The organism is Blastopirellula marina, from assembly GCF_002967715.1.
GTDB lineage: Bacteria > Planctomycetota > Planctomycetia > Pirellulales > Pirellulaceae > Bremerella > Bremerella marina_B.
The window spans coordinates 61,406-86,153 of the sequence record NZ_PUIA01000057.1 but is presented as its reverse complement, the minus strand read 5'-3'; the positions used below and the strand labels follow the sequence as shown (position 1 = coordinate 86,153).

Annotated in this window: 16 protein-coding genes; 5 read left to right on the top strand and 11 right to left on the bottom strand. The window is 54.0% G+C overall.

Annotation, left to right across the window (positions count from 1 at the left end):
• Positions 1-8: 8 nt before the first annotated feature.
• From C5Y96_RS17470 to malQ, 11 genes are all read right to left on the bottom strand, one after another.
• The gene (locus C5Y96_RS17470; RefSeq protein ID WP_105355964.1) at positions 9-1,103 is read right to left on the bottom strand and encodes a hypothetical protein; all 1,095 of its coding nucleotides are present in this window, start codon (positions 1,101-1,103) and stop codon (positions 9-11) included.
• 28 nt (positions 1,104-1,131) lie between these two features.
• The gene (locus C5Y96_RS17465; protein ID WP_199188729.1) at positions 1,132-2,502 is read right to left on the bottom strand and encodes an FHA domain-containing protein; all 1,371 of its coding nucleotides are present in this window, start codon (positions 2,500-2,502) and stop codon (positions 1,132-1,134) included.
• Between the two features lie 5 nt (positions 2,503-2,507).
• Positions 2,508-4,166 (bottom strand): protein kinase domain-containing protein, encoded by a 1,659-nt coding sequence (locus tag C5Y96_RS17460; protein ID WP_105355960.1) that lies wholly within the window; start codon positions 4,164-4,166, stop codon positions 2,508-2,510.
• A gap of 393 nt (positions 4,167-4,559) precedes the next feature.
• The gene (locus C5Y96_RS17455; protein ID WP_105355958.1) at positions 4,560-5,177 is read right to left on the bottom strand and encodes a PepSY-associated TM helix domain-containing protein; all 618 of its coding nucleotides are present in this window, start codon (positions 5,175-5,177) and stop codon (positions 4,560-4,562) included.
• On the bottom strand, positions 5,174-6,694 hold the full coding sequence (locus C5Y96_RS17450) for a DUF2271 domain-containing protein (RefSeq protein WP_158261292.1): 1,521 nt from the start codon (positions 6,692-6,694) through the stop codon (positions 5,174-5,176). Before C5Y96_RS17450 ends, C5Y96_RS17455 begins: the two co-directional genes overlap by 4 nt.
• A 72-nt stretch (positions 6,695-6,766) precedes the next feature.
• On the bottom strand, positions 6,767-9,634 hold the full coding sequence (locus tag C5Y96_RS17445) for a DUF3386 family protein (RefSeq protein WP_105355953.1): 2,868 nt from the start codon (positions 9,632-9,634) through the stop codon (positions 6,767-6,769).
• Between the two features lie 67 nt (positions 9,635-9,701).
• Complete coding sequence (locus tag C5Y96_RS17440) at positions 9,702-10,409, bottom strand: hypothetical protein (protein WP_105355950.1); 708 nt, start codon at positions 10,407-10,409, stop codon at positions 9,702-9,704.
• Between the two features lie 47 nt (positions 10,410-10,456).
• The gene (locus C5Y96_RS17435) at positions 10,457-11,794 is read right to left on the bottom strand and encodes a PQQ-binding-like beta-propeller repeat protein (protein ID WP_105355948.1); all 1,338 of its coding nucleotides are present in this window, start codon (positions 11,792-11,794) and stop codon (positions 10,457-10,459) included.
• Positions 11,795-12,218: 424 nt separating this feature from the next.
• Positions 12,219-13,121, bottom strand: coding sequence for a fructose bisphosphate aldolase (locus C5Y96_RS17430; protein ID WP_105355945.1), 903 nt, complete (start codon positions 13,119-13,121; stop codon positions 12,219-12,221).
• Positions 13,121-14,764, bottom strand: a complete 1,644-nt coding sequence (gene pgi, locus C5Y96_RS17425; RefSeq protein WP_233199007.1) for a glucose-6-phosphate isomerase — start codon at positions 14,762-14,764, stop codon at positions 13,121-13,123. The genes C5Y96_RS17430 and pgi overlap by 1 nt, the downstream gene beginning before the upstream one ends.
• Before the next feature lie 258 nt (positions 14,765-15,022).
• The gene (malQ, locus tag C5Y96_RS17420; RefSeq protein WP_199188728.1) at positions 15,023-16,564 is read right to left on the bottom strand and encodes a 4-alpha-glucanotransferase; all 1,542 of its coding nucleotides are present in this window, start codon (positions 16,562-16,564) and stop codon (positions 15,023-15,025) included.
• 440 nt (positions 16,565-17,004) lie between these two features.
• Here malQ and C5Y96_RS17415 point away from each other — a divergent pair, with 440 nt between their 5' ends.
• The 5 genes from C5Y96_RS17415 (at position 17,005) to C5Y96_RS17395 (ending at position 24,705) form a co-directional block, all read left to right on the top strand.
• Positions 17,005-18,651, top strand: a complete 1,647-nt coding sequence (locus C5Y96_RS17415) for a GntP family permease (protein WP_105355943.1) — start codon at positions 17,005-17,007, stop codon at positions 18,649-18,651.
• A 55-nt stretch (positions 18,652-18,706) separates the two neighbouring features.
• Entirely contained in the window at positions 18,707-20,437 is a 1,731-nt protein-coding gene (gene araD, locus C5Y96_RS17410; RefSeq protein WP_105355941.1) for an L-arabinonate dehydratase, read from the top strand.
• Between the two features lie 28 nt (positions 20,438-20,465).
• Complete coding sequence (locus C5Y96_RS17405) at positions 20,466-21,377, top strand: dihydrodipicolinate synthase family protein (protein ID WP_105355938.1); 912 nt, start codon at positions 20,466-20,468, stop codon at positions 21,375-21,377.
• 159 nt (positions 21,378-21,536) lie between these two features.
• On the top strand, positions 21,537-22,772 hold the full coding sequence (locus tag C5Y96_RS17400) for an SHD1 domain-containing protein (protein ID WP_146115710.1): 1,236 nt from the start codon (positions 21,537-21,539) through the stop codon (positions 22,770-22,772).
• Positions 22,773-22,839: 67 nt separating this feature from the next.
• Positions 22,840-24,705 (top strand): S1C family serine protease, encoded by a 1,866-nt coding sequence (locus C5Y96_RS17395; RefSeq protein WP_105355934.1) that lies wholly within the window; start codon positions 22,840-22,842, stop codon positions 24,703-24,705.
• The last annotated feature ends 43 nt before the right edge of the window (positions 24,706-24,748 follow it).

The window sequence follows — 24,748 nt, the reverse complement described above, 5'->3', positions numbered from 1 at the left end:
TACCGAGATTACGGTTTGGGATCCGCGGCGGAAGTTGCCACGTAGAGGCTCTTTGCCATCTCAAAAAGTTTTTGATAGGTGTTTTCATTTCCCGGTTCCGGCGGAGCAAATTCGACCCCATTACGTACCATGTAGGACAATAGCGCGGTCAAGTTCTTGCCGTCCACCGATGGGTTGTAACCGTTGATGACCAATGCCCCGTCCGCTTTGCCGACACGCTTCAAGCGACGAACGGCTTGGGAAAGGCTTTGCAGGTGTTGCTCCGACTCACGGTACAAGTAGTAGTCGGCCACACCTTTACGGGCCATGGCCTGACCGTCAACTTCCTGCAGGAATTTATTGGCTAACTGAAGGATCGAGTTCTCGAGTTTGTCGATCAGAACAGGATCGATTTCGGTTTGCTGGGAAGCGGCCTGACGTACTTCTTCCAGGTTGTTCTCGATCTTTTCTCGATCTTCCTTGAACTTGTCGTTTTGCAGTAGATAAGGCCACCATTGGAAGCTACCGAGCTTGCCGGTATCGGCCTGGAAAACACCCGTCTCGCCACGGACGTTCGTTAGTTTCAAGTTGATCTTGGAAAGATCGTCCGGAGTCAGTTGGAAGCGGGCCATCAGTTCGGCCACATCAATGTCATCGTTTAGATAGTCGAAGGAAAGAACGCTTGACCGCAGAGCTTCCTTCATCGTATTCAGGGCTGCTCCATTGGTGAGCCCTTCCCCGGTGAGATCCGGATGATCGACCAAACGCCGAAGGGCCTTTTCTTTGCGAGTGTCAGCTTCGTCGAGATGGTTTTTCAGGACGTTGGCATCACGTACGGCACGGCGCTCGAAATAGATTTCAACCGCTTTCAAGGCGTTGTCCAATTCCTTATCGTAAGCATCGGCGGCAATCGTGCGAGCCGTTTGATAGTCGACGGCCGCTTCCCCTTGAGCTCGGATCAGTTCGGCCTGGCCAAAGATCAGGCCTACTTCCATGTGCGGCGAACGCGAGTAATACCACGGACGCGCACCATCTTCGACAACAACTTGCTGTGCCTGCGCGACAATTGCCGGAGCGAACAGCACTGCCAGTGTAAGGCAAATAGGGTTGGTTGGTCGGGACATCGATCTACTTCCTCTGCGCTAGACAAGATTAGTTTTTCGAGAATCGGCGGATAAACGGCATTACATCGGCAATCACGGTCGCATCGAACGTCTGGCCTGTGGGGGGCGAACCCAAGGTCATTTCCGGAGTAAGACGCGAATAGATGGCAACGAGTTCTCCTTGCGAATTCAGCAGAGCGGATCCATTCCAGTTCGTTTCGAGGTGAACTGCCGGCGCAAGCGAATCAAATTTCGCAATCAGCAGACGGGCATTGTCCTCTGCGCCTGCTTCACCCACGGAACTCTGAATACGTACGGTTTTCTCCTCGATGGGCAATTCGCTATTAGGCGGCATGAATGGCGCGACGCGGTCGAAGCCATGCCCTACGAGGGTTAGTTTGGAAAGTGGCGGCAGCGATGCGGTTTCAGCCAGAGGCAGCCAGTAAGGGAGTGCTTCTTGGACGTGAATGATCGCCACGTCGTAATGATGCGGCTTTTCTGCAATCACCATGAAATGGCGATAAGCGTCTTCGAGAGTCTTCTTCAGGTCGGCACTAATGTCATTCATGTCGACTTGCGAATAGATGCCATGAAACTTGGCCTCCGCGCCATCTCCTTCCTTCATCGCCGCCACGTAGGTAGGGTGGGGGACAAATTGGGTGATCGTCAGCTTCTTCGGCCCGAGCAGCATTAACGCAGGGAAACGCTGCTTGGCAAGTTCAGAAATCGTTTGGGCCGTCCCGGTGGTGAGGATCGAATGGGGGCCGATCGCAATGCCTGTTCCGATCCGATACGGTTGCTCGCGGTTCTCATCGGCGACTGCCAGCACGTAGATGGCTTCTTCAGGCGAGTGTTGAACTGCCGTCTCTTGCATCTTCGGTTTGGGTGGTGGAGTAGTGTTTTCAGGGGGCTCTACAACCGGCTTTTTAGTTTCAAGGTCCTTTTCATCAGGGCTTGGCTCGACAAGGCCAACGTCTCCCGGATTGTTAGCAACCGGTGGATTCTCTTTGGAACTTCCGCTCAAGGCCATGATGGCGAACAAGATGATCAGCAGAAGTACGGTGGCACCAATGCCTCCGGCGATCATCAAGTGGGCGGGGAAGGGGGCCTCTTCTGCATTTCCGGTCGCAGCCGAATGTTCAGGAGGCGACGGTGGCGGAGTCTTGGGGCTGGACAACTGGGACGGCATCGGCATGGTGACGTTGCGGCCAAGCGTCACAAGGGCATCGGGGTGGATCTGCTTCTTCTTGTAGATCCGCTCGCCGTTGATAAACGTGCCATTGGTGGACTGGAGGTCCTCGATGAAAACACGACCATCCTCGAATTCCAGGCGGCAATGCTCGCCGGAAACCGTCGGCTCATCGATGACGATATCGCAGGTATCGCGAGCACCAACAATCCAGACCTTCTTCGATCCCATCCGCTCTACAACCATCCTTCCTTCTTCATAATCACTCGAAGCGCGTTTTGCATTTCACGAGCATTGGGGAAACGTTCACAGCATTCAGTTTGCAGCGACGTATCCAGCACATCCGCCAGGCCGTGGTGGAATCCGGGGTAGCGTTTACGCAGCGGTTGAACTTCGCCGCTAAGGACGAGTGCCAAGGGATCGCTCCCTTTCTCGTCGCCACGCGGATATCGACCCGTGATGATTCGATAAAAACTCGCGCCCATGCTGAAGACATCGCTGGCAGGGTTCACGAACTTGTAGTCGGTCAGTTGTTCGCGCGGCATGTAGGGAAAACTGCCGGTATAGGTGCCGGTTGCCGTCATCCCAGAGAAACCTGCTTTTTCAAAGTCTTTGGTCAGACCGAAGTCGGCAATCTTGGGGATCCAACGTTTATTGCGTTTAGCCGCCAACAAGTTGGAAGGCTTCAAGTCGCGGTGAACCAGACCCTTTTCATGAGCGAAGGCCAGGCTATCCAGCAGCAAGTAAAGCGAAACGGCAATGTGCTTTGGCTGCACATTCGATTTCTTCTGGCGAAAAAGCTTCGACAGAGGCCCACCGTCGCAATACTCGTTGATGACGTAAAACTCGTTGCCGATGCTGCCAGCCCCAAACGATTGCACGATATTGCGATGGCGAAGCCGACCGCTGACTTGCATGGCTTTGAGGAATGCATCGCGTGCATCATGGGTTACGTTTACACGTGATCGCAAAAACTTGATGGCCACTGGGCTGTCATCGATGGTGCGTTTGGCAAGATAAACCTCGCCCAACCCGCCGGCCCCCAGGAACTCTTTGAACTCGAAACCGTCTAGAATGGGAAATTCTCCGGGCTTTCGCTCGGGCGGTTCATAGGTGTGATCGTTATGGCCAATTCGACTTCCAAACGCGCCGTTGGGGGCATTCGCGCCTTCGACCATCGTGGCTCGTCCGGCAATCTGCGAGTAATCCGCCGGTGGCGGCATCTCGTTGATCGTTTGTCGACCGACGTCGGAACCAGGAGATGGCTGAGGCAACTCGCGGATTGTTTGTCGGCCTGCATTGCCTGGCATCGAGGGGGGCAACTCGTGCATGGTCTGCCGACCGATCGCCGACGGAGAACTAGGGGGCGGAATCTCGGTGATGGTGCGGCGAATATCACCCCCGGGAGAAGCATCTTCGGAGTCGTCGTCCACGAATTTATCGAAGACGCAGGTAGCCGTGATGGGCTTCTTTTCTTCCACGAAGACCTGAAAGACCGTCTTACCTGCTGTGATGACATCTCCGTTGGTTAGATCAACAGAAGCCCCGCCAACTTTGCCTTCGTTTTCGAGACTGGCGAACGTTACACGACCGCCATGTTTCTTACCGTTGACAAACGTACCATTGCGGCTGCCCAGGTCGCGAAGCCGAGAGAGGGGCGGATTGACTTCGAGCAAGAAATGATGACGCGAGACAAACGGATCTTCCTGGATCGAAGCGTGACAATGTTGTTCGTCACGCCCGAAGAGAAAGATATCGTGTCCCTCAAACTCATAGACCCGACCTTGCATCGGGCCCTTCTTCACTTCAATCCGAATCAAATCATCGCCTCCGCTGGGAAGTTCACACCTGGTGGCTCCGAACCCAATCAGGCCCAGGCAGCGGCTCGTTGGCATGGGACGCGTTGCAATCGCTTAACTCAGGTACATTCCTGAATTGCTTTTACTCGCATACTGCTTTTTCGATATTCTGTCGAAGTTATCGAAACGGTTGCGTGGCTGTTGCCAATAATCCCCCAATAAGGTGTCAATAAAAGTCGACACATGGTTATGCTGCGATCTGCTAAGACGCTTTGCCAATTGGGAGAACTTGCTGCTGTGATTTGCGAAACTTCCGCTCCAGTAAGACCTTAACTATATAGGCTGTACTGATTTTAGTTTGCAGCAATCTATCGATGCAAACCTATTTCAAGGTGAAAATCCGTGGGTAAGAAATGACCCCCAAACCGCCAGTCAGGGGGCTGCGATCGGTTATTTCCCGTTCTTGACTGGGAATTTGCCCGATGGCCGCTACGGTACCCAAAGCATCCACGCAGCGATCAGAAGGATGGTTCCCACCAGGGTCACGACCAGTCCGGCTCCGCGCTGGCGTTTCAAAAACAACAGCAGGACGAGCCCCGTTACCGAGACCAGCACCATCAAAATTGCCGAAATATCGATTACCCATGACCACCCGGCTCCGGAGTCTCGACCTTTGTGAAGATCGTTCATGATCGCGATCATGCCGCTTGAAGTCTCGCTGACGGTATATTTGCCCGTTTCTCGATCGATAAAAACATCCGCCGCGTAGCCGGGACTCTTGAACGTTACCATGCAGTCGAATTCCGAAACCTCGAATTCGGCAACTTTCCCTTTCAGGTGATGCGTTTCCCGAAGGTGTTCGACTATCGATAGCTTGTCTATTTCGCCCGCAAGTTGCGAGGTCGGGAAAGAACCATCGTCGTCTCGGATAACTACCTCGTCCGCTCCAAACCAGGTTGGATGATTCAACGTGAGCCCTGTCGCGGCAAAGAAGAGCAGCGTCGCGAAGCTGATCATCGATAAATAGGTATGCAACCAACGGGTCAGCTTGGCGCTGGCCGCATACCAAGATTTACGACGGCGAGGCGTCTGTTCGTCCGACCTCATTGAGCCACTTTGTCCGTACTAGGCTGAGGAACAAAGCGATACGACATGGCACCAACTTCCACATTCCCTTTCAGCTTCTTCTCGGCGATTGGTTTGTCTCCCCACTGGATTGTTTCACGAATGAGTTGATAGGTGCCGTGCTCACGAGCTACTTCCAGGCACAACGTATACTTCCCTTTAGCAAGCGGAAGGTCGAGATTGTCGGTTCCATCGAAATGAGCTTTGTACTCGCCTGGGCCGCGTGTTGCCCCGGAAATGGTTTCAATCAGATCGAGGTCCTCGACGGACCTGCGAAGCCGATCGTTGCGATACCAACGCGTAAGATCACGATGCCAACGTGGCCCTGGCTGCTCCTTTTGCAACCAGAGAATCTCCGTCCGAACGGGAAACCCTTCGGCGTCTTCCAGCCACATTGCCACGTAAGGACGTCGATATCGTCCCCCACCGGCACGCTGGATCGTGAAGTCGACGAAAAGGCCATACTCAGGCTGCGGTTCATCCTCTTTGGCGACAAGCTGCCGCGTATTGGCCTGGATCGCGCCAAGCGGCCAACCGCTGGAGGTCACGATTTCTCCCGAAGCGTTAACGACGCAGCACTCGGTGTTATCCAGGCGTTCAATCAAAGCGAGACCTTCTTCCGGACCGAGAACGCTGACCGAAGTCGCCAACGCATCGGCATCGATAGCGGAAGCGCTAACCACGGTAACCGAGCATGTGAGTTCAGCCGGCAAGCAGGTCCGAGGGTCCACGATATGAGATACCCGGCGATCGCCAACATTTAGGAACCGTCGGTAATTGCCACTGGTAGCCATGGCGATGGGCTGCGAAACGATAAACGTTTGCAACGGCTTGGCACCTTCGGATGTGTTGCTGGGGTTCTCGATGGCCACTTCCAGCGGCTGGTCTCCTAACTTTCGCAGGTCGCCGCCGATGTTAATCAGGAAGTCGTTTGTATCTGGATACTCTCGCTGAACCAGTTCGCACACTTGATCCAAGATGTATCCCTTGGCCAGGCCGTCCAAGCTGATGGGCAGTTTGTCGCTACGCTGAACCGTTCCGTCTTGCTTGAACGCGTAAGGAGCGGTTCGTAGTTGGATTGCCAGTTGCTGACGCTGGGGATCACTCGGAGCATGCCCCTGCCTGGCTGCGTTTTTCCATAATTGTGAAACGGCTTCTGCGCGAACGTCGAATGCCAAGGACGTTGCACTTCGCCAATCGTCGGCACGCTTGAGGACGGTCGCGAGATCACGGGAGATTGAACTCTTTGGGCCTGCTTGCCATGCCGTAAATTCGCTATGTTCGTCCCAGCGGCTTAGTACGGAGTTCAGGCGATCGATTTCCTGAAGAACACGCTGCTCGATGGTCGAAGCTTGCGCCTGGTTGTCACACGAAATTGCCAAGTGCAGCGAAGTGCCGAGCACGTGTTCGTGTCGAAAGTGAAAGTCCTCTGCACGAACGGACGCTGCGAAAGCTGCCATGAGGGACAGAGCAATAAGGTTCCAGATTCGGAGTTTCATGCGTTTTCTTATGAAAAAGGTTCCGTGGAAACCGCGAGTTACCATTTTTTGCAGGATAGTGGCCATTGAGCCCTATGCTTCGTCCTTACCCTGTTGGGATTTCGCTTCCTTTTCTTGTTTCTTCAGGGCGGCAATCAGTTCTTCCCGCGTCAGCAGTCCGTCGTTGTTCTTATCGCCAGACTTGATGAGCGAACCGAGTCGATCCCCTAACTCTTCGGCTGAAAGCTTACCATCCTTGTTCGTGTCCTTTCGAAGCATCGTCTTGGCGTTGGCTTCGGCTTCGCTGCCACGACGACGGCCTGAGAAGTTTAAACCTTCGGCCGCGGCAGGAGTTTCGCGAGGATTGGGATCAAACAGGACGAAATTGGCCTGCCCGTCCACTTCTCGGTCGATACCGTAAAATAGCAGACGTCCGCCGAAATTGAACATGGCCATAGAGCTATCGATTCCAGGCAGTTCATCTGCCAGGACTGTCCAGCGGTCGGCCTGGGGATCGTACACTTCCAAGGAGGGTTCCTGCGAGAAGTGTCCCTGGGCATTCGAGAAACCGCCGAACAGGTACAAACGCTTGCCATCGCTGGCCAGGCTCGGAAAGACGCGATGCTTGTGCGGAGCGGCAATGGTTCGCCACGTGCGATCTTTCAAGTGGAAGACATCGACCGTATCGACGATTTCGCTTTGCCCCAGACCGCCGACCAGGAAGTATTCATCCCCAATTTGGGCACTCCCGAATGACCGACGCGGATGGGGTAGGGCAACTTCCGGAAGGGGGGCGATCGATGTTTCGTCACCCCACCAATGCAGAACGTTGGCGTTCAGACCACGCCCCTTGCCCGCTTCACTACCACCAAAGCACCAGACGGCATCATCGAAGCTGACGGCGTTGAACATGCCACGTGGTGTGGGCAGTGTCGAGTTAACCGTTGTCCAGACCTTACTTTCAGGGTTGAAGGAGAGCACTTTAGCGAGCGAGCCAAACTCTTGGTCTGGCATACCAAGACCGCCGAGAACGAGCAGTTGCTTGTGTTCGCTGGTTTGGGCATGGCGAACCGCCGCTCCACTTTGCAGGGCATATGGCATATCCGGAAGACGTTCCCCCGTTTGGTTGGCAATGTCGTAGACGAATGCCTCGTTGAGGATCGTGTCCTTGGTGAAGTCGTGCGGCTTGCGGCTGGAATTACCCCCCAATGCGTACAGGTTCGTACCATCCAGCACCAAGGTTTGGCTTTGCTTGGCCTTGCCATCGAATGGCAACGACCAGCGGACAACATTCGGCCCTGCCGATTCTGATTGAACCGGAACCGATTCAATCGTGGCCAGACGGCCACCCAGCATGGAAGTTCCTCCAACGGCAAGCAGTCGATTTTCGCTTACCGGCAGGAGTCGCAAGAACATACGTGGGTACATCAAACGCGTTTCGACTTCCCAGGCAGTGCCATCTTCGCTCAGACGGTAGAGGATGCCAGAACTGCCGGTGACGTACAGGTGTCCCCCAGTCGCGAACGAACTAGTCGCAAATCCGGAAGCACTGCTGTCGGCTTTCAGTTCTGGGCATGTCGACCAACTGTTCGATTTCGGATCGAACACAGAAACCTTGCGGGTAATGCCACTCTGCTGGATGCCACCAAAGAGATAAATCTTCCCCTCATGTGCAGCGAGGGAAACGGCTCGGGTCAGGTATCCCGGTCCCGGGAGTGATTCCCAGCCGTTTTCTGGATGATCGAGATCGAACCGCAGGATGTCATCGTGCCAGGGAGCGTCGTTGGACGATTCGCCCTGCAGATCCCAGCCGCCGGCAACGTAGATGTGACGACCCAGCACGGCCGCATCGAGCGAAGAACGCGGTTCAGGCAGTGGGGCTAAGTCGGTCCATTCGTTCTTCTCGGTGTCGTATCGCGTGAAATGCGTTGTCGACTTGAAATTGGTCTCTTCGTCTCCCTTGTTCAGGAACGTGAGACCTCCGATGCGATAAATATAGGTGCCATCCGTGACCAGGGCAGTGCTCTGGGCAGGTTCCTGCTTGGCGAGTTCTTCCCACGGGGCACTGGGGTCGTCGAACTTGATACGACGGAAGTGGTCGGCCAGGACATCTTTGCCAAAGCCATGGGCGTCACCATCGTGTCCACTGAAGACATACAAATAGTCGCCCAGAACAGCGGCACCAAAACTGGTCAGGGATTCTGGCAAGGGGCGATGCAACTTGACGGTGCTGGGCTCACCCAGGTGCAGTTGGTGAGCAGTGAATTCGAGCTTGCGAACGGAACGCTCCCCCTTTTCGCCAGTCTTGACGGTGTAGCAATGATCGGGAAGGTAGAATTCGCCAACCTGCTTCCAGGCGAAGTAGTTGCTCAGGTTCGATTCAATATTGCCGGTCTCGGGATCTCGGAAGGTAACCGATGTGGTTTGCGGAAGGACTTTGCCGGCTGGCGTCGTGAAGTTTTCAAGCGTGGTGATCTCGAACCAGGACGACTCGTTTCGCCGGATGACTTCCTTGATCTGACCGTCTTGAATCCGGAAGACGCCTGAGCCATCGTTCTCGGCGATCAAACGGCCGGCAACGTGCTCTGTGGCTTCGTCCTGGAACGAAACATCGTACTGTTCCGGAGACGCCGATGGTTCACGATGGGAGATAACCGAGCGAAGCTTCGACTTCAGCCAAGGTTTCTGCGCCTCGTCGTCGATGTCGAGAACATACTCGAAGTCTTTCCCGACACGAATTGTTCCTTCGTACCGCTCTGAATCTTCGGATACGACAATGTTCGCCGTGAATCCAGGGAAGTTGTTCCAGACTTCACGAGCATCGTGAGCAGCTTGACGAAGACTGGCCGCCGTCGGATCGGATGTCTTGCTGGTTGTTTGCGTATCGGCTTCGACCGCATAGCTTGGAATCGCAATGGCTAGGGCCAAAGCAACAAACAGGTAGGTAGATTGGTTTCGCATCGGTAGAAGTTTTCGTTGGGTTGGAAGGGAGATTAAAGCCACAGGACTATGTGAAAAAGGGAGGGGGCTACTTTTCGAAGTCTTGTGGATCCTTGAACGTCACGGTCAAGTAATGTGACGTCGATTCATATTTCTTGTCGTTCAGTGTGCCTCGTTCGTCTTTCAAGGTGTGGCCCACCATGATGCCGTTGAGGCCGTCTTCTACTTCTTTGTCGGTGAACGAGACTTTGCCATCGCTGTCTGTCTTCTTCGAGGCATCTTGGTGGCCTTCTTCACAGAAAAGCTGAACGTCGGCATCGACTAGAGGTTGGCCTTTCCAGGTGATGTAAGCGTCAACGCCATGTTCGGTGTCGACAAGGTTTGCTTTCAGGGTGAGATCCGAGGAATGCTTGTTGGAGTCTTCGAGTGAAGCAGGCAACTTGCCGCCATAATGAACCGTATAGTAGTCGAGCCGCGAGCCGTGGTAGATCCCGAAGGTGACCTGCGATTGCAGCAGAGAGTTCCGATCGATTGCTTGGCTGGTGGTGCGTCCAACGAAGTCATCTGTTTCGATGGGGCTGAGTTCCAACTTCTCTTTCGTTCCCTTGGCAGTGACCAATTCAATGTCGGACTTCGCGATGGCCCCTGGCAATTTGTAAGTGCAGTCGGCCGGATTCTCACCGAAGAAGTACTGCACGTTCCCATGTTCACTGATGGTTAACCAGGGAAAGTGGGCATAGGCAGGAGTTGCCGCGGCAAATAGGCACAAAGCAACGAGCGTCTTAAAAAGTTTCATGAATCTACCTTAGGGGGAAGGTGAATGCGTTGTTCAGAGTTGTCGGTTTAGTTGGATGATTTTTCTCGAACGGCGTACAACGTGCCCCCGGTGCGAAGGATCAGATAGGGAGGAACGGGAACTGCGGAATAAAGGATCTCGGTCGAACTCCCTTCTCCCTCCTCCCCTTCCGGACTAGCCCAGAGCGAGTTCTCGGCAACGATCTCGCCGGTGGGCAAATCGAGGATCGAAGTCGTGCCCTTCGAGCCAAAGATATACAGCCGATTTCCTTGCTGAAGTGGAGTTGCCCAAACGCCTCCGGCAGCCAGACGTGCCGAGGTCGTTTGCTTGCCGGTCTCTTGATTCACACCAAACAGAACGCCGCTGCGATTGATGAACCAGGCCGTTCCATCGGCAACAATAGGGCTACCAAAGCTCGACTTGGCCTTCGCCGCTTGCCAGGCAAAATCTGCCATGAAAGTTCCGTCGTCTTGCTTGGTAATCTGAATGACGCCATTGGAAGTGCCATCCGTTTGAGCCGCCGCTTCGCCCCGTCCTTCCGAAGCGCCGATCAGGAATCGACCATCCCCAAGCGGAATAGGCGTACAGGTCGTGTTGTTGGCGATCTGATCGAATTGCCACAATCGATTTCCGTTGTTGGGATCGAAGCCGGCAATCTTGCCGCTGGCACTGCATACCAGTTGGGTCGTATCTCCCACAGGGATCAAGCGAGGCGTGCTCCACGAGGTTTTGCCCAGCCCCTCGACTTTCCAGACGGTTTCGCCTGTTTCTTTGTTAAGAGCAGCCAGGTACGGCTCTTCCGAGCGTTCCACCCAAACGAACACCAGATCCTTGTTTTGTTCGAGCGAGGAAGAAAGACCATGACGCGAGGCGATCGGGCCGTATGCTTCGACAAGGTCTCGCTGCCAGCGAACTTCTCCCTTAGGGGAAACGGCAACGACCAGACCCCCTTCGTAGTAAGCGATGTAGCCAGAATCATCGGCGATAGGCGTTGGTGCGGCCCGGCTGACGTACGAGGTGTTTTCAATGGGGCTGGGATTGGTGAACTCTTTCTGCCAAAGCTTCTCGCCGCTCTCCAGCGAGTAGGCAACCAGATAGTAATTCTCTTTGTTGGGACCGCTGGTCGATGTCACAACGATCTGCCCGTTGGTGACAATCGGAGTCGACTGACCATAGCCGGGAATCTCGGCTTTCCAGGCAATGTTTTCCTCGCCCGACCAACGTGTCGGAAGCGTATCGCCGGCGACCGACATTTGTCCACCGTTTTGAAAGGAAGGCCAAGCGGCCGATCGAAATTCCTCGGCCACTGACTCGGCAGTAGCGAGCAGAGTCAGCAAAGTAATCCAAATGCAGGACGCAAAGTGGTACAGCAACGCATATTTCATGAGGGATACCTGGCGAAGTTCTTTCGTGATGATCGCTCAGTTACGACTACCCATTTGGGTAAAGCAAGCAACTGGTGCACCGCGACGATGGGGACAAAAGGAAATACAGCATCCTCAAGAGACTACAATTCCCGCAGATGGTCTACGCGATTATGAGGTAGTGTGCCTGGACGCTGGCAAAAGAGGCTGGCGGCAGCTTGTTGTTGATATTGAATCTCAGTACGCTTATAGGATATCAGCCTGGGCTAAGCTTGCAAGAGGCTTTGCCCGAAAAACATTCCTAGCTGATGGTGTAGCGAAATGCGTCCATAAAGTACTGTCGCTACAACGCTTAAGCGCCGTCGGAGGAACGACGTGGCGCGTACTTCGACGGCCGAATCGAGAGAATTCGGGTCGGCCGTTACGTGTGAATTGCCGTCTCTAGTTATGTGATGGAGGCGTCGTAAATGCTCTGGATCGAGCGATCCAGCATTGTGTCAAACTCCTCTTCCGTCTGCTGGGCCGTCAGCCCTTCGGTAAGCGCACGAGAGAAACTCGCCACTACACCGTTGTTCCGGCTTAGCAGCTTGTTGGCCTCGTCGCGCGTGTATCCGCCGGAAAGGGCAACCACCTTCAGGACCTGGGGATGCTCGACGAACGCACGATAGAAGTTATCTTCGTCCGGCAGCGTAAGTTTGAGCATCACGTATTTGTGATCAGGAAGGTGCCCGAGATGACTGGCGATGCATTCTTTCAGCAAGGCCTCGGCTTGGGGTTTTTCGGGACTGTGGATATCGACCTCAGGTTCAATGATTGGAACCAGCCCTGCAGCAATAATGGTTTCCGCAACCTCGAATTGCTGATCGACGACAGCTTTGATGCCAGCGGGATCGGCCAGTTTGATGACCGATCGCATCTTGGTGCCAAAGATGTTCTTGGCTTTGGCCCGTTCCAGAAGTTCTTTCAGCTGTGGCATTGGCTTCATTAGCTGGACGCCTTGGGCCTCGGCTTCCAGTCCTTTGTCGACCTTGAGAATGGGTACGATCCCTTTCTCGTTCCACAGATAATCGGCGGTAGGCTGGCCCTCGATTTCGCGATCCATCGTGTTTTCGAACAGGATCGCAGCCAGAATTCGGTTGCCATTAAAACTGGGGCTGGTGATGATGCGCGAGCGCATTTGATGCACCAGGTCAAACATCTCTTCTTCGTTGGACCAGGCATCCTTTTCGATCCCGTAAAGATGCAGGGCCTTGGGGGTGCTGCCGCCACTCTGATCGAGAGCGGCGACAAAGCCAGGTGTGGTTTTGAACTTCTCGAACTCCTCGCTGGTGACATTGATGAAGTGCATCATTTCTCCTTTGTGGCTCGATAACGGCGGATGAGGTTGTTGGTGGAACTGTCGTGCTGAAGATCAGGCGTCTCGCTGCTTTCTAGTTCAGGAATGATGCGCTGGGCAAGTTGTTTGCCGAGCTCAACGCCCCATTGATCGAAAGAGTTGATTTGCCAGATGCTGCCCTGAGTAAATACGCAGTGCTCATACAAAGCAACAAGTTGCCCCAAAATCGATGGAGACAACTCGTCGGCGAAAATCGTGTTCGACGGTCGATTTCCCTCGAAAACACGATGCGGAACCAGCCAGTCAGGCGTTCCTTCTTCTTTCACTTGCTCTTCGGTCTTACCAAAGGCCAACGCTTCCGACTGGGCCAACACGTTGGCGATCAGCATATCGTGGTGGCGACCTAGCGGATTGAGGGACTTGCCAAATGCGATGAAATCGCAGGGGATCAATTCGGTTCCCTGGTGGATCAGCTGATAGAACGAATGCTGGCCATTGGTTCCAGGTTCGCCGAAGTAAATCGTACCGGTCGTGTAATCTACGCGGTTGCCGCTAAGCGTAATGTACTTCCCGTTACTCTCCATGGTGAGTTGTTGGAGATAAGCTGGGAACCGCTTCAAGTACTGTTCATAGGGAAGGACGGCGATCGATTCTGAGCCGAAGAAGTTGCTGTACCAGATCGATAGCAAAGCCATCAGGACGGGAATGTTTTTCTCGAACGGTGCCGTGCGGTAGTGCTCGTCCATTTGGTGGAAACCGTCGAGCATTGCCTTGAAGTTATCCGGGCCAATGGCCAGCATGGTCGAAAGGCCGATCGCGGAGTCCATTGAGTAACGTCCGCCGACCCAATCCCAGAAGCCAAACATGTTGGCCGTATCGATGCCAAAGGCCGAAACCTTTTCCGCATTAGTGGAAACGGCAACGAAGTGCTTGGCCACCGCCGACGAATCGCCAGCAAACGCGGCCAACAACCAAGCACGGGCTGTGTTTGCGTTGGTCATCGTTTCTAGCGTGGTGAACGTTTTGGACGCGACAATGAACAAGGTCTCGGAAGGATCGAGGTCTTGCACCGCTTCGGCGAAGTCGGTTCCGTCGACATTAGAGACAAACCGGAATACCATGTCGCGCTGGCTGAAGTGCTTCAGGGCTTCGTAGGCCATAACCGGGCCCAGGTCCGATCCGCCAATACCAATGTTGACTACGTTGACGATGCGTTTGCCAGAGTGCCCCTTCCAGTCGCCGCTGCGAACACGTTCGGAGAAGGCAGACATCCGGTCGAGAACTTCATGGACATGGGAAACGACGTTTTCGCCATCGACGATAATCGTTTTGTCTCTGGGAGCGCGAAGAGCCGTATGTAATACTGCCCGGTCCTCGGTGATGTTGATTTTCTCGCCGCTGAACATGGCTTCGATTCGCTGGCGAAGACCGGATTCTTCCGCGAGTTGAATCAGCAGTTTGAGTGTTTCATCGGTAACTCTGTTTTTGGAGTAGTCGAAGAACAGGTCACCTCCTTCCGCCGTCAGTCGTTCTCCACGTGTTTGGTCTTCTTCGAAGAGGGTACGAAGGTGTGTCGACTCAATGGCGGTGAAGTGCTGGGTCAAGCTTTTCCAGGCGCTGAGCTGAGTGAGGGGAGTCGTCGTCGATGTCATCATGTATTCCTTGTCGTTCAAGCCTGGGCGATACTTCCAATTGACCATATTCGATGAGAGAAGTCGACGAACAGACTTCCCTCTAATCACCAAGATAACCTTTGTGGGATTGGCTACCAGTGGAGCGAAAATCACGCAGGGGCGAAGAGACTTGACAAAACCGCAACCTGCCGGCGATTGCAGTTGATGAAGATTGTGTGACGCCTGTGAGAAACGAGAAGGGTGGTTCCCGACGTCGTAAATGAATGCATGTCGAGGACGTTAGAGTTTCTCGACGCGATCGGTTTGTTCTGTTACTTCTTTCAAACGGGTGAAGTAATCGCTTTCCAGTAGTTCGCTGGGGCAGCGCCAGTCCCAGTTTCCGTCTGCCTCGCCGGGAACATTCATTCGCGCTTCGCTGCCGAGATTGAGTACGTCCTGTAGCGGTGCGATTGCCAACGCAGCATCGGAAGACCAGGCCGTACGAATCAATTGCCAGGCCACGTCATCTGGCGTGACGGGTTCAATGTTGAGCATTCGCCAGACGACCTCGCGGGCCGACTCGGGCAACTCGTCGTACCATTGCCGGGTTGTCGCATTGTCGTGCGTGCCGGTGTAGACGACGGCGTTGTGTTTGTAGTTTTCGGGCAGGTAGAAGTTGTTGGGATCGCCATCGAAAGCGAACTGCAACACCAGCGTTCCCGGAAGGTCAAATTGATCGCGAAGTTCGTACACGTCTTTCGTGATTGTTCCTAGATCTTCGACGATGTACGGCAACGAACCAAGTTCCGCCTGGATGGCCTCGAACAGTTCGGCACCAGGACCAGGGACCCAAGCCCCGTCGACGGCCGTGGTGGCTTCGGCCGGTACATTCCAGGCAGCGGCGAAGCCTCGGAAGTGATCTAATCGAATCGCGTCGGCATATTCCAGTAGCGATTGCAGGCGATCGATGAACCAACGGAAGCCGTTGCGTCGATGTGCTTCCCAGTTGTAAACAGGATTGCCCCAAAGTTGACCGAGGGAACTAAAGTAGTCTGGCGGAACTCCAGCGACAAACTTGGGACGCTTGTCTTCGTCTAACATAAACAAACTGGGGTTTGCCCATGCCTCGCTTGATTCGGCGGAAACATAAATCGGAACGTCCCCGACAATGCGGACATGCTTTGCCCGGGCATGATCTCGCACGCGTCCCGCATGCCCCGCCATCAAAAACTGGTAGAAGCGAAACTTGCGGACCGATGTAGCGAGTTCCTCATGAGCTTCGTCGATGGCACTGCGATCGCGATTCACAAGATCATGTGGCCAAGTCAGGAAATCGGCGTCGTCAAATTTCACCTTCAGCGCACGGAAGAGTGCGTAGTCTTCCAGCCAGTGGGCATGGTGATCGCAAAATTCCTGAAAGCTTGCCTGTTGTTCTGCCGTCGCCTGTTGAAAACTCGCCCAGGCTTTTTCCAGTAGGTCGTACTTGAAGGTCGTAACGTTCTCGAAATCGACTTTGCCTTCAGGAATGTGAGTTTCTACGTCCGACGGGGAGATCCACCCGTCTTCGATCAGCCAATCGGGGCTTACCAGGATTTCGTTGATGGCAAATGACGAAAGGGGCAGGTAGGGGGAACCGCCGCGCCCAGTTGGCCCCAAGGGTAAGACTTGCCACCACGATTGACCTTTTTCGTGCAGCAAGTCGATCCAGCGGATGGCCTCGGGACCGAAGTCTCCAATCCCGTATGGCCCAGGCAAGGAGGTCACGTGGAGCAAGATTCCCGCACCGCGATATCCATCGGGAAAGGGAGGGATATGACTCACCGAACCATCGTCTGACATCATTACCAATTCCAATAGTTGAACAGCGTAATTAGGGCTTCTTTACGCCGTATTTCGAGGGGGTTGCGAACTCGCCGATGCTAAGCAAAAGGGTGTCTCATTTTCGTTGTAGTGATGATCATCTCAGGCAAGTGTTCTCTTTTGAAGGCTTCCTGAGAGATTTTGGTCAGGTTTTCCTAAGCCCGTAATATTGGAAGATGACGCACCATATTAGCCATCGTATTTATTGTTAAAGTGGCTACCGTTCAGTTGAGGTCAATGGCTGAGAATGCGTCAAAGGGAAGGTCTCGGGAATTGTGCAACTCCTTCCTATCTGATAACTTCTGGCATCGACGGCGAGTATTTCCAGCATCCGAATATGGGAATACGAAAGCTGTGCCGTTCGTCCCTCCTTGGTTTCCTCCTCCCTATCGGTCCTTATAACAAATCAGGCCAGCCAAGATATGCTCGCGATTGTTCTAGGAATGGTGATCGTCATCTGTGGCGTTCTCTTCTTACGGATGCATGCCTTTCTCGCGTTATTTTTGGGGGCTTTGGCAGTCGCAGCAGCAACCAGCCCCCTTTCCGTCTCGCAAAGTGTGCTACATCGCTTGACCTCTGGTATTTCCGAGGTTCAGGGAAACCAGATCGTGCTGTCCGATGTCGAGGAAGGGCTGCCCAAAAAGCCTGGTGCGTATTACATCACCTTCAATTCACCAGATGGAGGAGCCAAACAAGAGCCCCTAGTGGTATGGGTCGACCGATTTGCCGAAGAGGACAACGTTACCAGAGCGTTCGTCGCCCATGAATTGCCAAATGATATCGATCTGGCCGGTGCCCGGTTTGTTTCTCAGGACACGTATCGAGAAGCTAAGCAATTGTCAGGCAGCAGCGCGATCAACCGGGTGGCGAATGCCTTAGGTTCGACGTTTGGCAAAATAGGGATTCTGATCGCCATGGCGTCGATCATTGGTCAATGTTTGCTATCGAGCGGGGCGGCTGAGCGGATTGTCTATGGTATTCGACATGCGATGGGGGAACGCTGGACGGCACTGGCCTTTGTCGTCAGTAGTTTCGTTTTGGCGATTCCGGTCTTCTTTGACACGGTTTTCTTTCTGATGCTGCCGCTGGCCCAGGCCATGGCTCAGAGATCCGGTAAAGACTATTTGAAATACGTGTTGTCGATCGTGGTCGGGGGAACCCTGGCACACTCCCTTGTTCCACCGACGCCTGGGCCGTTGTTCGTAGCGACCGAACTGAATGTGAGCATCGGTGCGATGATTCTCGGAGGGATTGGTGTCGGTATCTGGGGGGTCATCGCAGGCTACTTCTATATGCTCTGGGCGAATCGGCGGTGGCAGATTCCCCTTCGGATTGAAGCGGAAGAAGCGATTGCCGAAGAGCCCAACGACGAAAGTGATCTGCCTAGTTTTTGGTTTTCCGTTTTACCGATCGTAATTCCGATTTTGTTGCTAGGACTGAAAACGGTCAGCCAAACCGCTTTGCCGGCATCGACCAGCGAGATCTGGATCACGGCGATCTCCTTCCTTGGCGACAAGAACATTGCGTTGTCGATCGGAGCGCTTTTGGCACTGGCTACCTTGTTTTGCAAGCCAGCGATGACCTGGGTTGGTCTCAGCAAGTCGGTGCAGAAGGCCCTCAGTGAAGGGGGCGTAGTCGTCCTGATCACTTGCGCCGGGGGTGCGTTTGGTGAGGTCATTCGTCAAACGAATATTGGTGCCGCGATCGCCGACTCGCTGCCAAGTACCGTGGGGGGGACAGGCCTGTTGGTGACGGCCTTCATGATTACAGCGATCATTCGCGTGATTCAGGGTTCGGCAACGGTGGCCATGATAACGGCCATTGGGATTGTCGTGCCGGTTGCCATGCAGATCGGATTGCCTTTCCACCCCGTTTATCTGGCCCTGGCGATTGGTTGTGGATCGAAGCCCCTTCCATGGATGAACGATAGCGGCTTTTGGGTCATTAGCCGCATGAGTGGTTTCACCGAAAAGGAAACCCTGAAAACGTTTAGCGTCTTGTTGACCATCATGGGGTTGGTGTCGTTTCTGGCGACCCTTGTTTTTGCTATCCTCATTCCACTGGCTTAACTCACCGCGAATGCCCACCGTGCTTCGCAAACCTCCCCCGCAGATTGATTGATCGATGGCATCCAACCCGTCAGACGAATCGGAACTTCGCAGTGGCCGCTGGTTTGATCCGGACTCCCTACGCGGGTTCGGGCACCGATCGCGACTGAAAGGGATGGGATACGACGACCAGGATTATCGCGGCAAACCGGTCGTCGCGATTCTGAATACCTGGAGCGACCTCAACACGTGCCATTCGCATTTCCCCGAACGCGTGCAAGAGGTGAAACGCGGTATCTGGCAGATGGGCGGGTTTCCGGTGGAAATACCGGTGATGTCGCTGGGCGAAATGATGATGAAGCCCACGACAATGCTCTATCGCAATCTGCTGGCGATGGAAACCGAAGAAGCACTTCGCTGCCATCCGGTGGATGCGGCTGTTCTGATGGGTGGCTGTGACAAGACTGTCCCAGCGATGATCATGGGGGCCATTTCAGCTAACTTGCCGGCGATCTTTCTACCGGCTGGCCCGATGCTGAAAGCTCGTTGGAAAGATCAAACACTCGGCAGTGGCAGTGATGCCTGGAAATATTGGGACGAACGCCGCGCCGGTAATCTATGTGATGAAGCGTGGGGTGAGATCGAGAACTGCATCGCTCGCTCGGCCGGTACGTGCATGACGATGGGAACCGCGTCGACTATGTCTGCCATCGCCGAGTCGATGGGGCTGACGCTGCCGGGTGCTTCCTCGGTGCCTGCCGTAATTTCCGAACACTCTCGTCTGGCGGTTGCCACAGGGCGACGAGCCGTGGAGTTAGCCCAAGAGAAGCTTTGCCCGTCCGACTTATTGACGGCCGAGTCGTTTGACAACGCAATTGTCACCAGCATGGCGATCGGTGGGTCAACAAACGCTATCGTGCATATTATTGCGATGGCTCGACGTGCCGGGTTTGATTTGACGCTCGAGCGATTTGACGAACTCTCGCGCACGACGCCAGTCTTGGCGAATATTCGTCCCGCTGGGAAGTTTTTAATGGAAGACTTCTTCGATGCTGGCGGATTGTGCGCGCTGCTCAAGCAACTAGGGAAGCACATTCAAGGAAATTGCCGGACCGTGAATGGTTCGACCATCGCCGAGAATATCGCACGTGCTGAGGTGATCGATCCCGATATCATTCGATCGACCGAGGATCCAATCTCGCCGACTGGTGGCACGTTCGTACTGCGGGGAAATCTCTCGCCATCAGGCTGCATCATCAAACCGACTGCCGCATCGCCACGACTGCTGGAGCACACGGGACCGGCGGTTGTGTTTGATACCTACGCCGAGCTGAAAGCGAAGCTCAATGATCCCGATTCCGGTATCAACGCCGATTCGGTTCTTATCCTGCGGAATGCTGGTCCCCAAGGTGGGCCTGGTTTTCCGGAGTGGGGAATGTTGCCAATTCCAGATCATCTGCTAAAGCAGGGTGTCCGCGACCTGGTGCGAATCTCTGACGCTCGTATGAGCGGAACGAGCTACGGAACGTGTGTCCTGCATGTGGCTCCCGAAGCCGCTGTCGGTGGTCCCTTAGCCTTGGTACGCAACGGAGACATGATTCAGCTAAGCATTGAACAACGACGGCTCAATCTTCTGGTGGATGACCAGGAACTGGCCGAGAGACGCAAGAGTTGGTCGGCTCCAAAACCGAAATATCAGCGTGGGTACGGTGCGATGTTCCTCAAGCACGTTACCCAGGCCGATGCCGGATGCGACTTTGACTTCCTGCATCACGGCGAAGATACGCCTGATCCCGAAATTTACTAAAAGCCATTATCAGGAATTGCGATAGGCCATGGATACTCAATTATTAACTACTGAAACAATTGCTCGTTCCGTTTGGGCGGTTCCTTCCCTTGCTCGAAGTGCTGATGGTTCGCTAAGTCGGGCAGAGAATGAAAAGATCATCCGTCACATCGAACAGGGTGGAATCACCACGCTGCTGTATGGTGGCAATGCGATCTTCTATCACCTGACACTGGCTGAGTACCGAACGGCTTTGGAACTGGTCAGCGAGTTGGCTGCCGAAAAGACCCTGGTCATTCCCGCCGTAGGACCTGCCTACGGAACGATGATGGACCAGGCCGACGTGCTGAAAGATTTTGATTTCCCGACCGTGATGGTCTTGCCGCAACGCGACGTGATCACCTCTGCGGGCTTCGCCACTGGTGTGCGTCATCTGTCCGAGAGAATCGGCAAGCCAATCGTGCTGTATCTGAAATACGACGGCGTGATGACTGCGGACGATGCGACCTCGCTGGTCGATGACGGTTTGATTTCCGCGATCAAGTATGCGGTGGTTCGCGAAGACTACACGCAGGACAAATACCTCAGTGAATTGACCGGCAAGATCGACACGAAACTGATATTGAGCGGCTTGGGTGACCAGCCTGCGATAGTGCACATGCGAGATTTCAAGCTGGGTGGTTTTACAACCGGATGCGGTTGTGTCTTCCCGAAGCTTTCGATGGATCTGCTGCACGCGATTCAGGCCGGCGATTTCGAGCAGGCCGAGACGATCCGCGAAAAGTTCCTCCCGCTGGAACAACTGCGTGACTCGCTCGGTCCGATTACGATTCTACATCGTGCGACTGAGTTGGCTGGTATCGCCCAGACCGGGCCTGTTTCGCCACTGCTTTCCGAGCCAGCAGCATCGATCCAAGAGAAAATCGCGGCGTCGATCAAGCAGATTCAAGCCTCGCTTTGATCGATTTCCCTCAGAAAAAGGCCCCGTACGCTCTAACTCCTTTGGAGGGGCGACCCATCAGCGAAAATGCTTGAATCGGTCGGCCTGGAAAGGTAGTCTATGGTCACCTGTTAGAGGTAACCATTCACAGCTTACGGGGCACTCATCTTGAGAACTATCTTGTTTTTAGTCTTGGTATTTATGGCGATCGGTATCGATCGCCTGAATGCTCGGGAGTGGTCGGACAAGTCTGGCACTCATAAAACGGAAGCGGAGTTTATCTCGTTTAAGAACGGGAAGGTCTATCTCGAAAAAGGGGATGGCGATATTGTCTCTGTCCCGATCGAGATTCTCAGCTCGCCAGACTTAGAGTTCTTAAGCAGCAAGCCAGACGTCTCGAAGTATTTCGAGTCGCATCCTGAACTTGCCCCGAAACGTTCCGTTGGAACAAGCAGTGCCAAAGCCCAGGTCAAGCCGCAGTTTGTTGATATCAAAGCTCCTGAAGGCGTGGGCTCGGGCGAAGTCCGTCGCTTTGAGGACATGGGATGGTCGGTCAAGTCGTTGGCCTTTTCTGGCAACGGCGGACTCCTGGCCGCTGGCAAACAGGATAAAACCCTCTTGCTGTTTGGGGTAAGCGAATCTCAAACGTTGATCAAGCTTGACGATCTCGATGCATTGGGACAACTGACCTGTTGCCTGTTCACGCCAGATAACTCGAAGCTGATCGTCGGAGGGTACTCCGGGCGAATCATTGTCTGGAATGTTGATCCGTCAGGCCAACTCGAACAGGTCAGCCAGTTTGTAGGGCACAACGGCGAGATCAAAACCATCTCGGTATCCCAGGATGGAAAGAAGGTCGTGTCCGGCGGAAGTGACAAAACGCTCAAGTACTGGGAGTTGGAAACTGGGGAAGAGATTCATTCGTTTCCTGTATTCGACGGAGCGGTACGAGCCAGTTTTATCACACGCAGCGGAAAGCAGGCTCTCGGTTCCGATGGGGCGCAGCTAGTGCTGTTCGACCTGGAAGAAGGGGAAGCGATTCAGGCGATGGATTTAGTCAGCACTTCTGCACATGACGTCGCAATTTCGCCCGATGGTCGTAAGGTTGCCGTCAGTAATCTCTACGCGATCCATGTGTGGGATACGAAGTCGGGTAAGGGCTTTCTGCTACAAGACCGAGAGATTCAATGGACGATCCAGTTTGCTCCCGACGCACAGAAGATTCTTTCCGGAGCCAGAGCAAAGGTAAACGTGTGGGATCTGCGAAAGCAGAACCGCATCAATGTCTTCGATACGGGCTCGCACGGTTACGTCCAAACGCTGGCGTGTTCACCAGATAACCAACATGTCGCGGCCATTGGAAGTTCGGCTGGGCAAGATCTACAAGTCTTTCGATATTCAACGTCACGTAAGTAATTCGTAACTGATTCTACGGATCCTGTTTCTTATCGCTTGGTTTACTCGAACGGGTCAACGGCAACACATGATCGACCAAATCAATTTCCGCACACGGCTACGAATCTGCATCGCCTGGTTGGCTCCTTTCGGTATTGCTTTGACGCTGATCGCCAACAACTCGAACAAGGTTGATGCACAAGATCCTGCACAGACGCCCGCAACAGTTGAGAGTTCCGAATTTGGAACCGCCCCCAGCTATGCCAAGCAGCGTGAGTATTCGACTCCGAAGACCCAGTTGCAATACAATTTGGATACTGGAAAGGCCATCGGATATGAGTTCCACTATCAATCGAACATACAAGGCACGTTTTTTGGCTTTGCCGGTAATATCGTTCAGAATATTACCTCGCTGAAGCCGTCAACTCTTACCCCTGACCAGAAGGAAAAGAGTGTTGAAGGGAGCGGCACCGCGTTTGTCGTTCGCCCTGATGGTTTCCTGATAACGTGTGCCCACGTGGTGGAAGGTTCGAAGTCGGTCATGGTGCATCTCGATAACAAGCAGTACCCGGCCAAAGTGATCGATTTCGACTTCTCTAACGATCTCGCATTGCTGCGGATTGACGCCGACAATCTGACGCCTTTGCCGATAATGGACTCTAGTAAGATTGAGTTGGCCGAAGAAGTTCGAGTGGTAGGCTATCCTCTTTCGACAGTTCTCGGCGAGAGCCTGAAGATCAGCCGAGGTACGGTCTCGGGTATTGGTCCAACCGATGGAAGTCAAAGCTTTCAGCTCGATGCGGTTGTGAACCCCGGAAACAGTGGTGGCCCTGTTGTTACCGAGAAGGGACACGTCGCCGGTGTTGCGAAGGCGCTTTTGTCGGGAGATGGGATTTCCAATGTTGGCCTGGCTGTTACCGCGAATGACGTTCGCCGACTGCTCGAGAGGAATAAGCTAAAGTATCGTATTCCACCTGAGTCTGACGACTTCCTCCGCGGGCCGGACCTGGCCAAAAAGGTTGCTCCGGCGGTTGCGCTATTGAAGGTAGTGTCTGGCGACGACGGCACTGGAATTCCCCAACAGCGTATAATTAGCTTCGATGCTAATTACTTGCCCCAGCCAGATCCAAGAAACACGATCGTTCCCAAGCTCGGAAGCACTGCCTTGCAAGAGTCCGGCAAGGTGTTGGTCAACGCGTTTGGTGAGGTGGATTACTATGACGGCAAGTTCGGCTTGCCTTGTCTGTTAGGCCCTCTGGGAACCATGGGGCTGGAAGCATTTCCGCGAGAAGACTGCGACACGTGGCAAAGTCAGAAATTGCTATTCGTTCCCAAGGATCGGCTTGTGGGGCTGATGGTCGATTTTAAAGCCTTGCCCACATTCGGTACCAGGCTGAATGCCAAGTCTGACTTCGACTCGAAATCAGGCCGCCCTCGACTGACGCTCCGCGAGTTGTTTTCGCAGCCCGTGTTGGAGACTTCCGACTACAAGATAGTAAGTGAAAAGGGATCTCTCGTCGAAATTGAAAAGACCGTCAACGTCAAGTCGATTCACAAGGAAGACCAGATCCCGGCATTTCAGATGTCCGGCAAGTCTACCATTCAGTTCAACAAGCGATTAGGACGAATTGACTCGATTCACTACCAGGGGAATGCGGAAGTGACATCGAACCAAACCACTGTCCGTATTCCGATTACCTTTACCTGCTTCAGTACGGATGTATCTCGAAAAGAAGCCCTGGCGGCGGCTCCCGAGATGCCGCAGGTGCAAGCTCCGCCGAATCAAGTCGCGAATAATCCCCTTCCGCAAAACAATCCGCCCCCTCAAATGCCGCGACCACCTCGATCTTCGACGCCACCGCGTAGTTTTTCCGTGCCCACACCGGTCTCCCCCATGCCGACTTCCAAACCGATTCCGCGATCGCAAGGTCTTTCGAAATTGAGACTCGACTAGGTTGAATTTTGGGGGCTAAACGCGATTTTGTTGTGGTTCGGTC

What these genes read in the sequence shown, in the direction of transcription:
- C5Y96_RS17470 (WP_105355964.1), bottom strand. Translation starts at nt 1,103, where the DNA reads ATGTCCCGACCAACCAACCCTATTTGCCTTACACTGGCAGTGCTGTTC.
- C5Y96_RS17465 (WP_199188729.1), bottom strand. Translation starts at nt 2,502, where the DNA reads ATGGGATCGAAGAAGGTCTGGATTGTTGGTGCTCGCGATACCTGCGAT.
- C5Y96_RS17460 (WP_105355960.1), bottom strand. Translation starts at nt 4,166, where the DNA reads ATGCCAACGAGCCGCTGCCTGGGCCTGATTGGGTTCGGAGCCACCAGG.
- C5Y96_RS17455 (WP_105355958.1), bottom strand. Translation starts at nt 5,177, where the DNA reads ATGAGGTCGGACGAACAGACGCCTCGCCGTCGTAAATCTTGGTATGCG.
- C5Y96_RS17450 (WP_158261292.1), bottom strand. Translation starts at nt 6,694, where the DNA reads ATGAAACTCCGAATCTGGAACCTTATTGCTCTGTCCCTCATGGCAGCT.
- C5Y96_RS17445 (WP_105355953.1), bottom strand. Translation starts at nt 9,634, where the DNA reads ATGCGAAACCAATCTACCTACCTGTTTGTTGCTTTGGCCCTAGCCATT.
- C5Y96_RS17440 (WP_105355950.1), bottom strand. Translation starts at nt 10,409, where the DNA reads ATGAAACTTTTTAAGACGCTCGTTGCTTTGTGCCTATTTGCCGCGGCA.
- C5Y96_RS17435 (WP_105355948.1), bottom strand. Translation starts at nt 11,794, where the DNA reads ATGAAATATGCGTTGCTGTACCACTTTGCGTCCTGCATTTGGATTACT.
- C5Y96_RS17430 (WP_105355945.1), bottom strand. Translation starts at nt 13,121, where the DNA reads ATGCACTTCATCAATGTCACCAGCGAGGAGTTCGAGAAGTTCAAAACC.
- pgi (WP_233199007.1), bottom strand. Translation starts at nt 14,764, where the DNA reads ATGATGACATCGACGACGACTCCCCTCACTCAGCTCAGCGCCTGGAAA.
- malQ (WP_199188728.1), bottom strand. Translation starts at nt 16,564, where the DNA reads ATGATGTCAGACGATGGTTCGGTGAGTCATATCCCTCCCTTTCCCGAT.
- C5Y96_RS17415 (WP_105355943.1), top strand. Translation starts at nt 17,005, where the DNA reads ATGCTCGCGATTGTTCTAGGAATGGTGATCGTCATCTGTGGCGTTCTC.
- araD (WP_105355941.1), top strand. Translation starts at nt 18,707, where the DNA reads ATGGCATCCAACCCGTCAGACGAATCGGAACTTCGCAGTGGCCGCTGG.
- C5Y96_RS17405 (WP_105355938.1), top strand. Translation starts at nt 20,466, where the DNA reads ATGGATACTCAATTATTAACTACTGAAACAATTGCTCGTTCCGTTTGG.
- C5Y96_RS17395 (WP_105355934.1), top strand. Translation starts at nt 22,840, where the DNA reads ATGATCGACCAAATCAATTTCCGCACACGGCTACGAATCTGCATCGCC.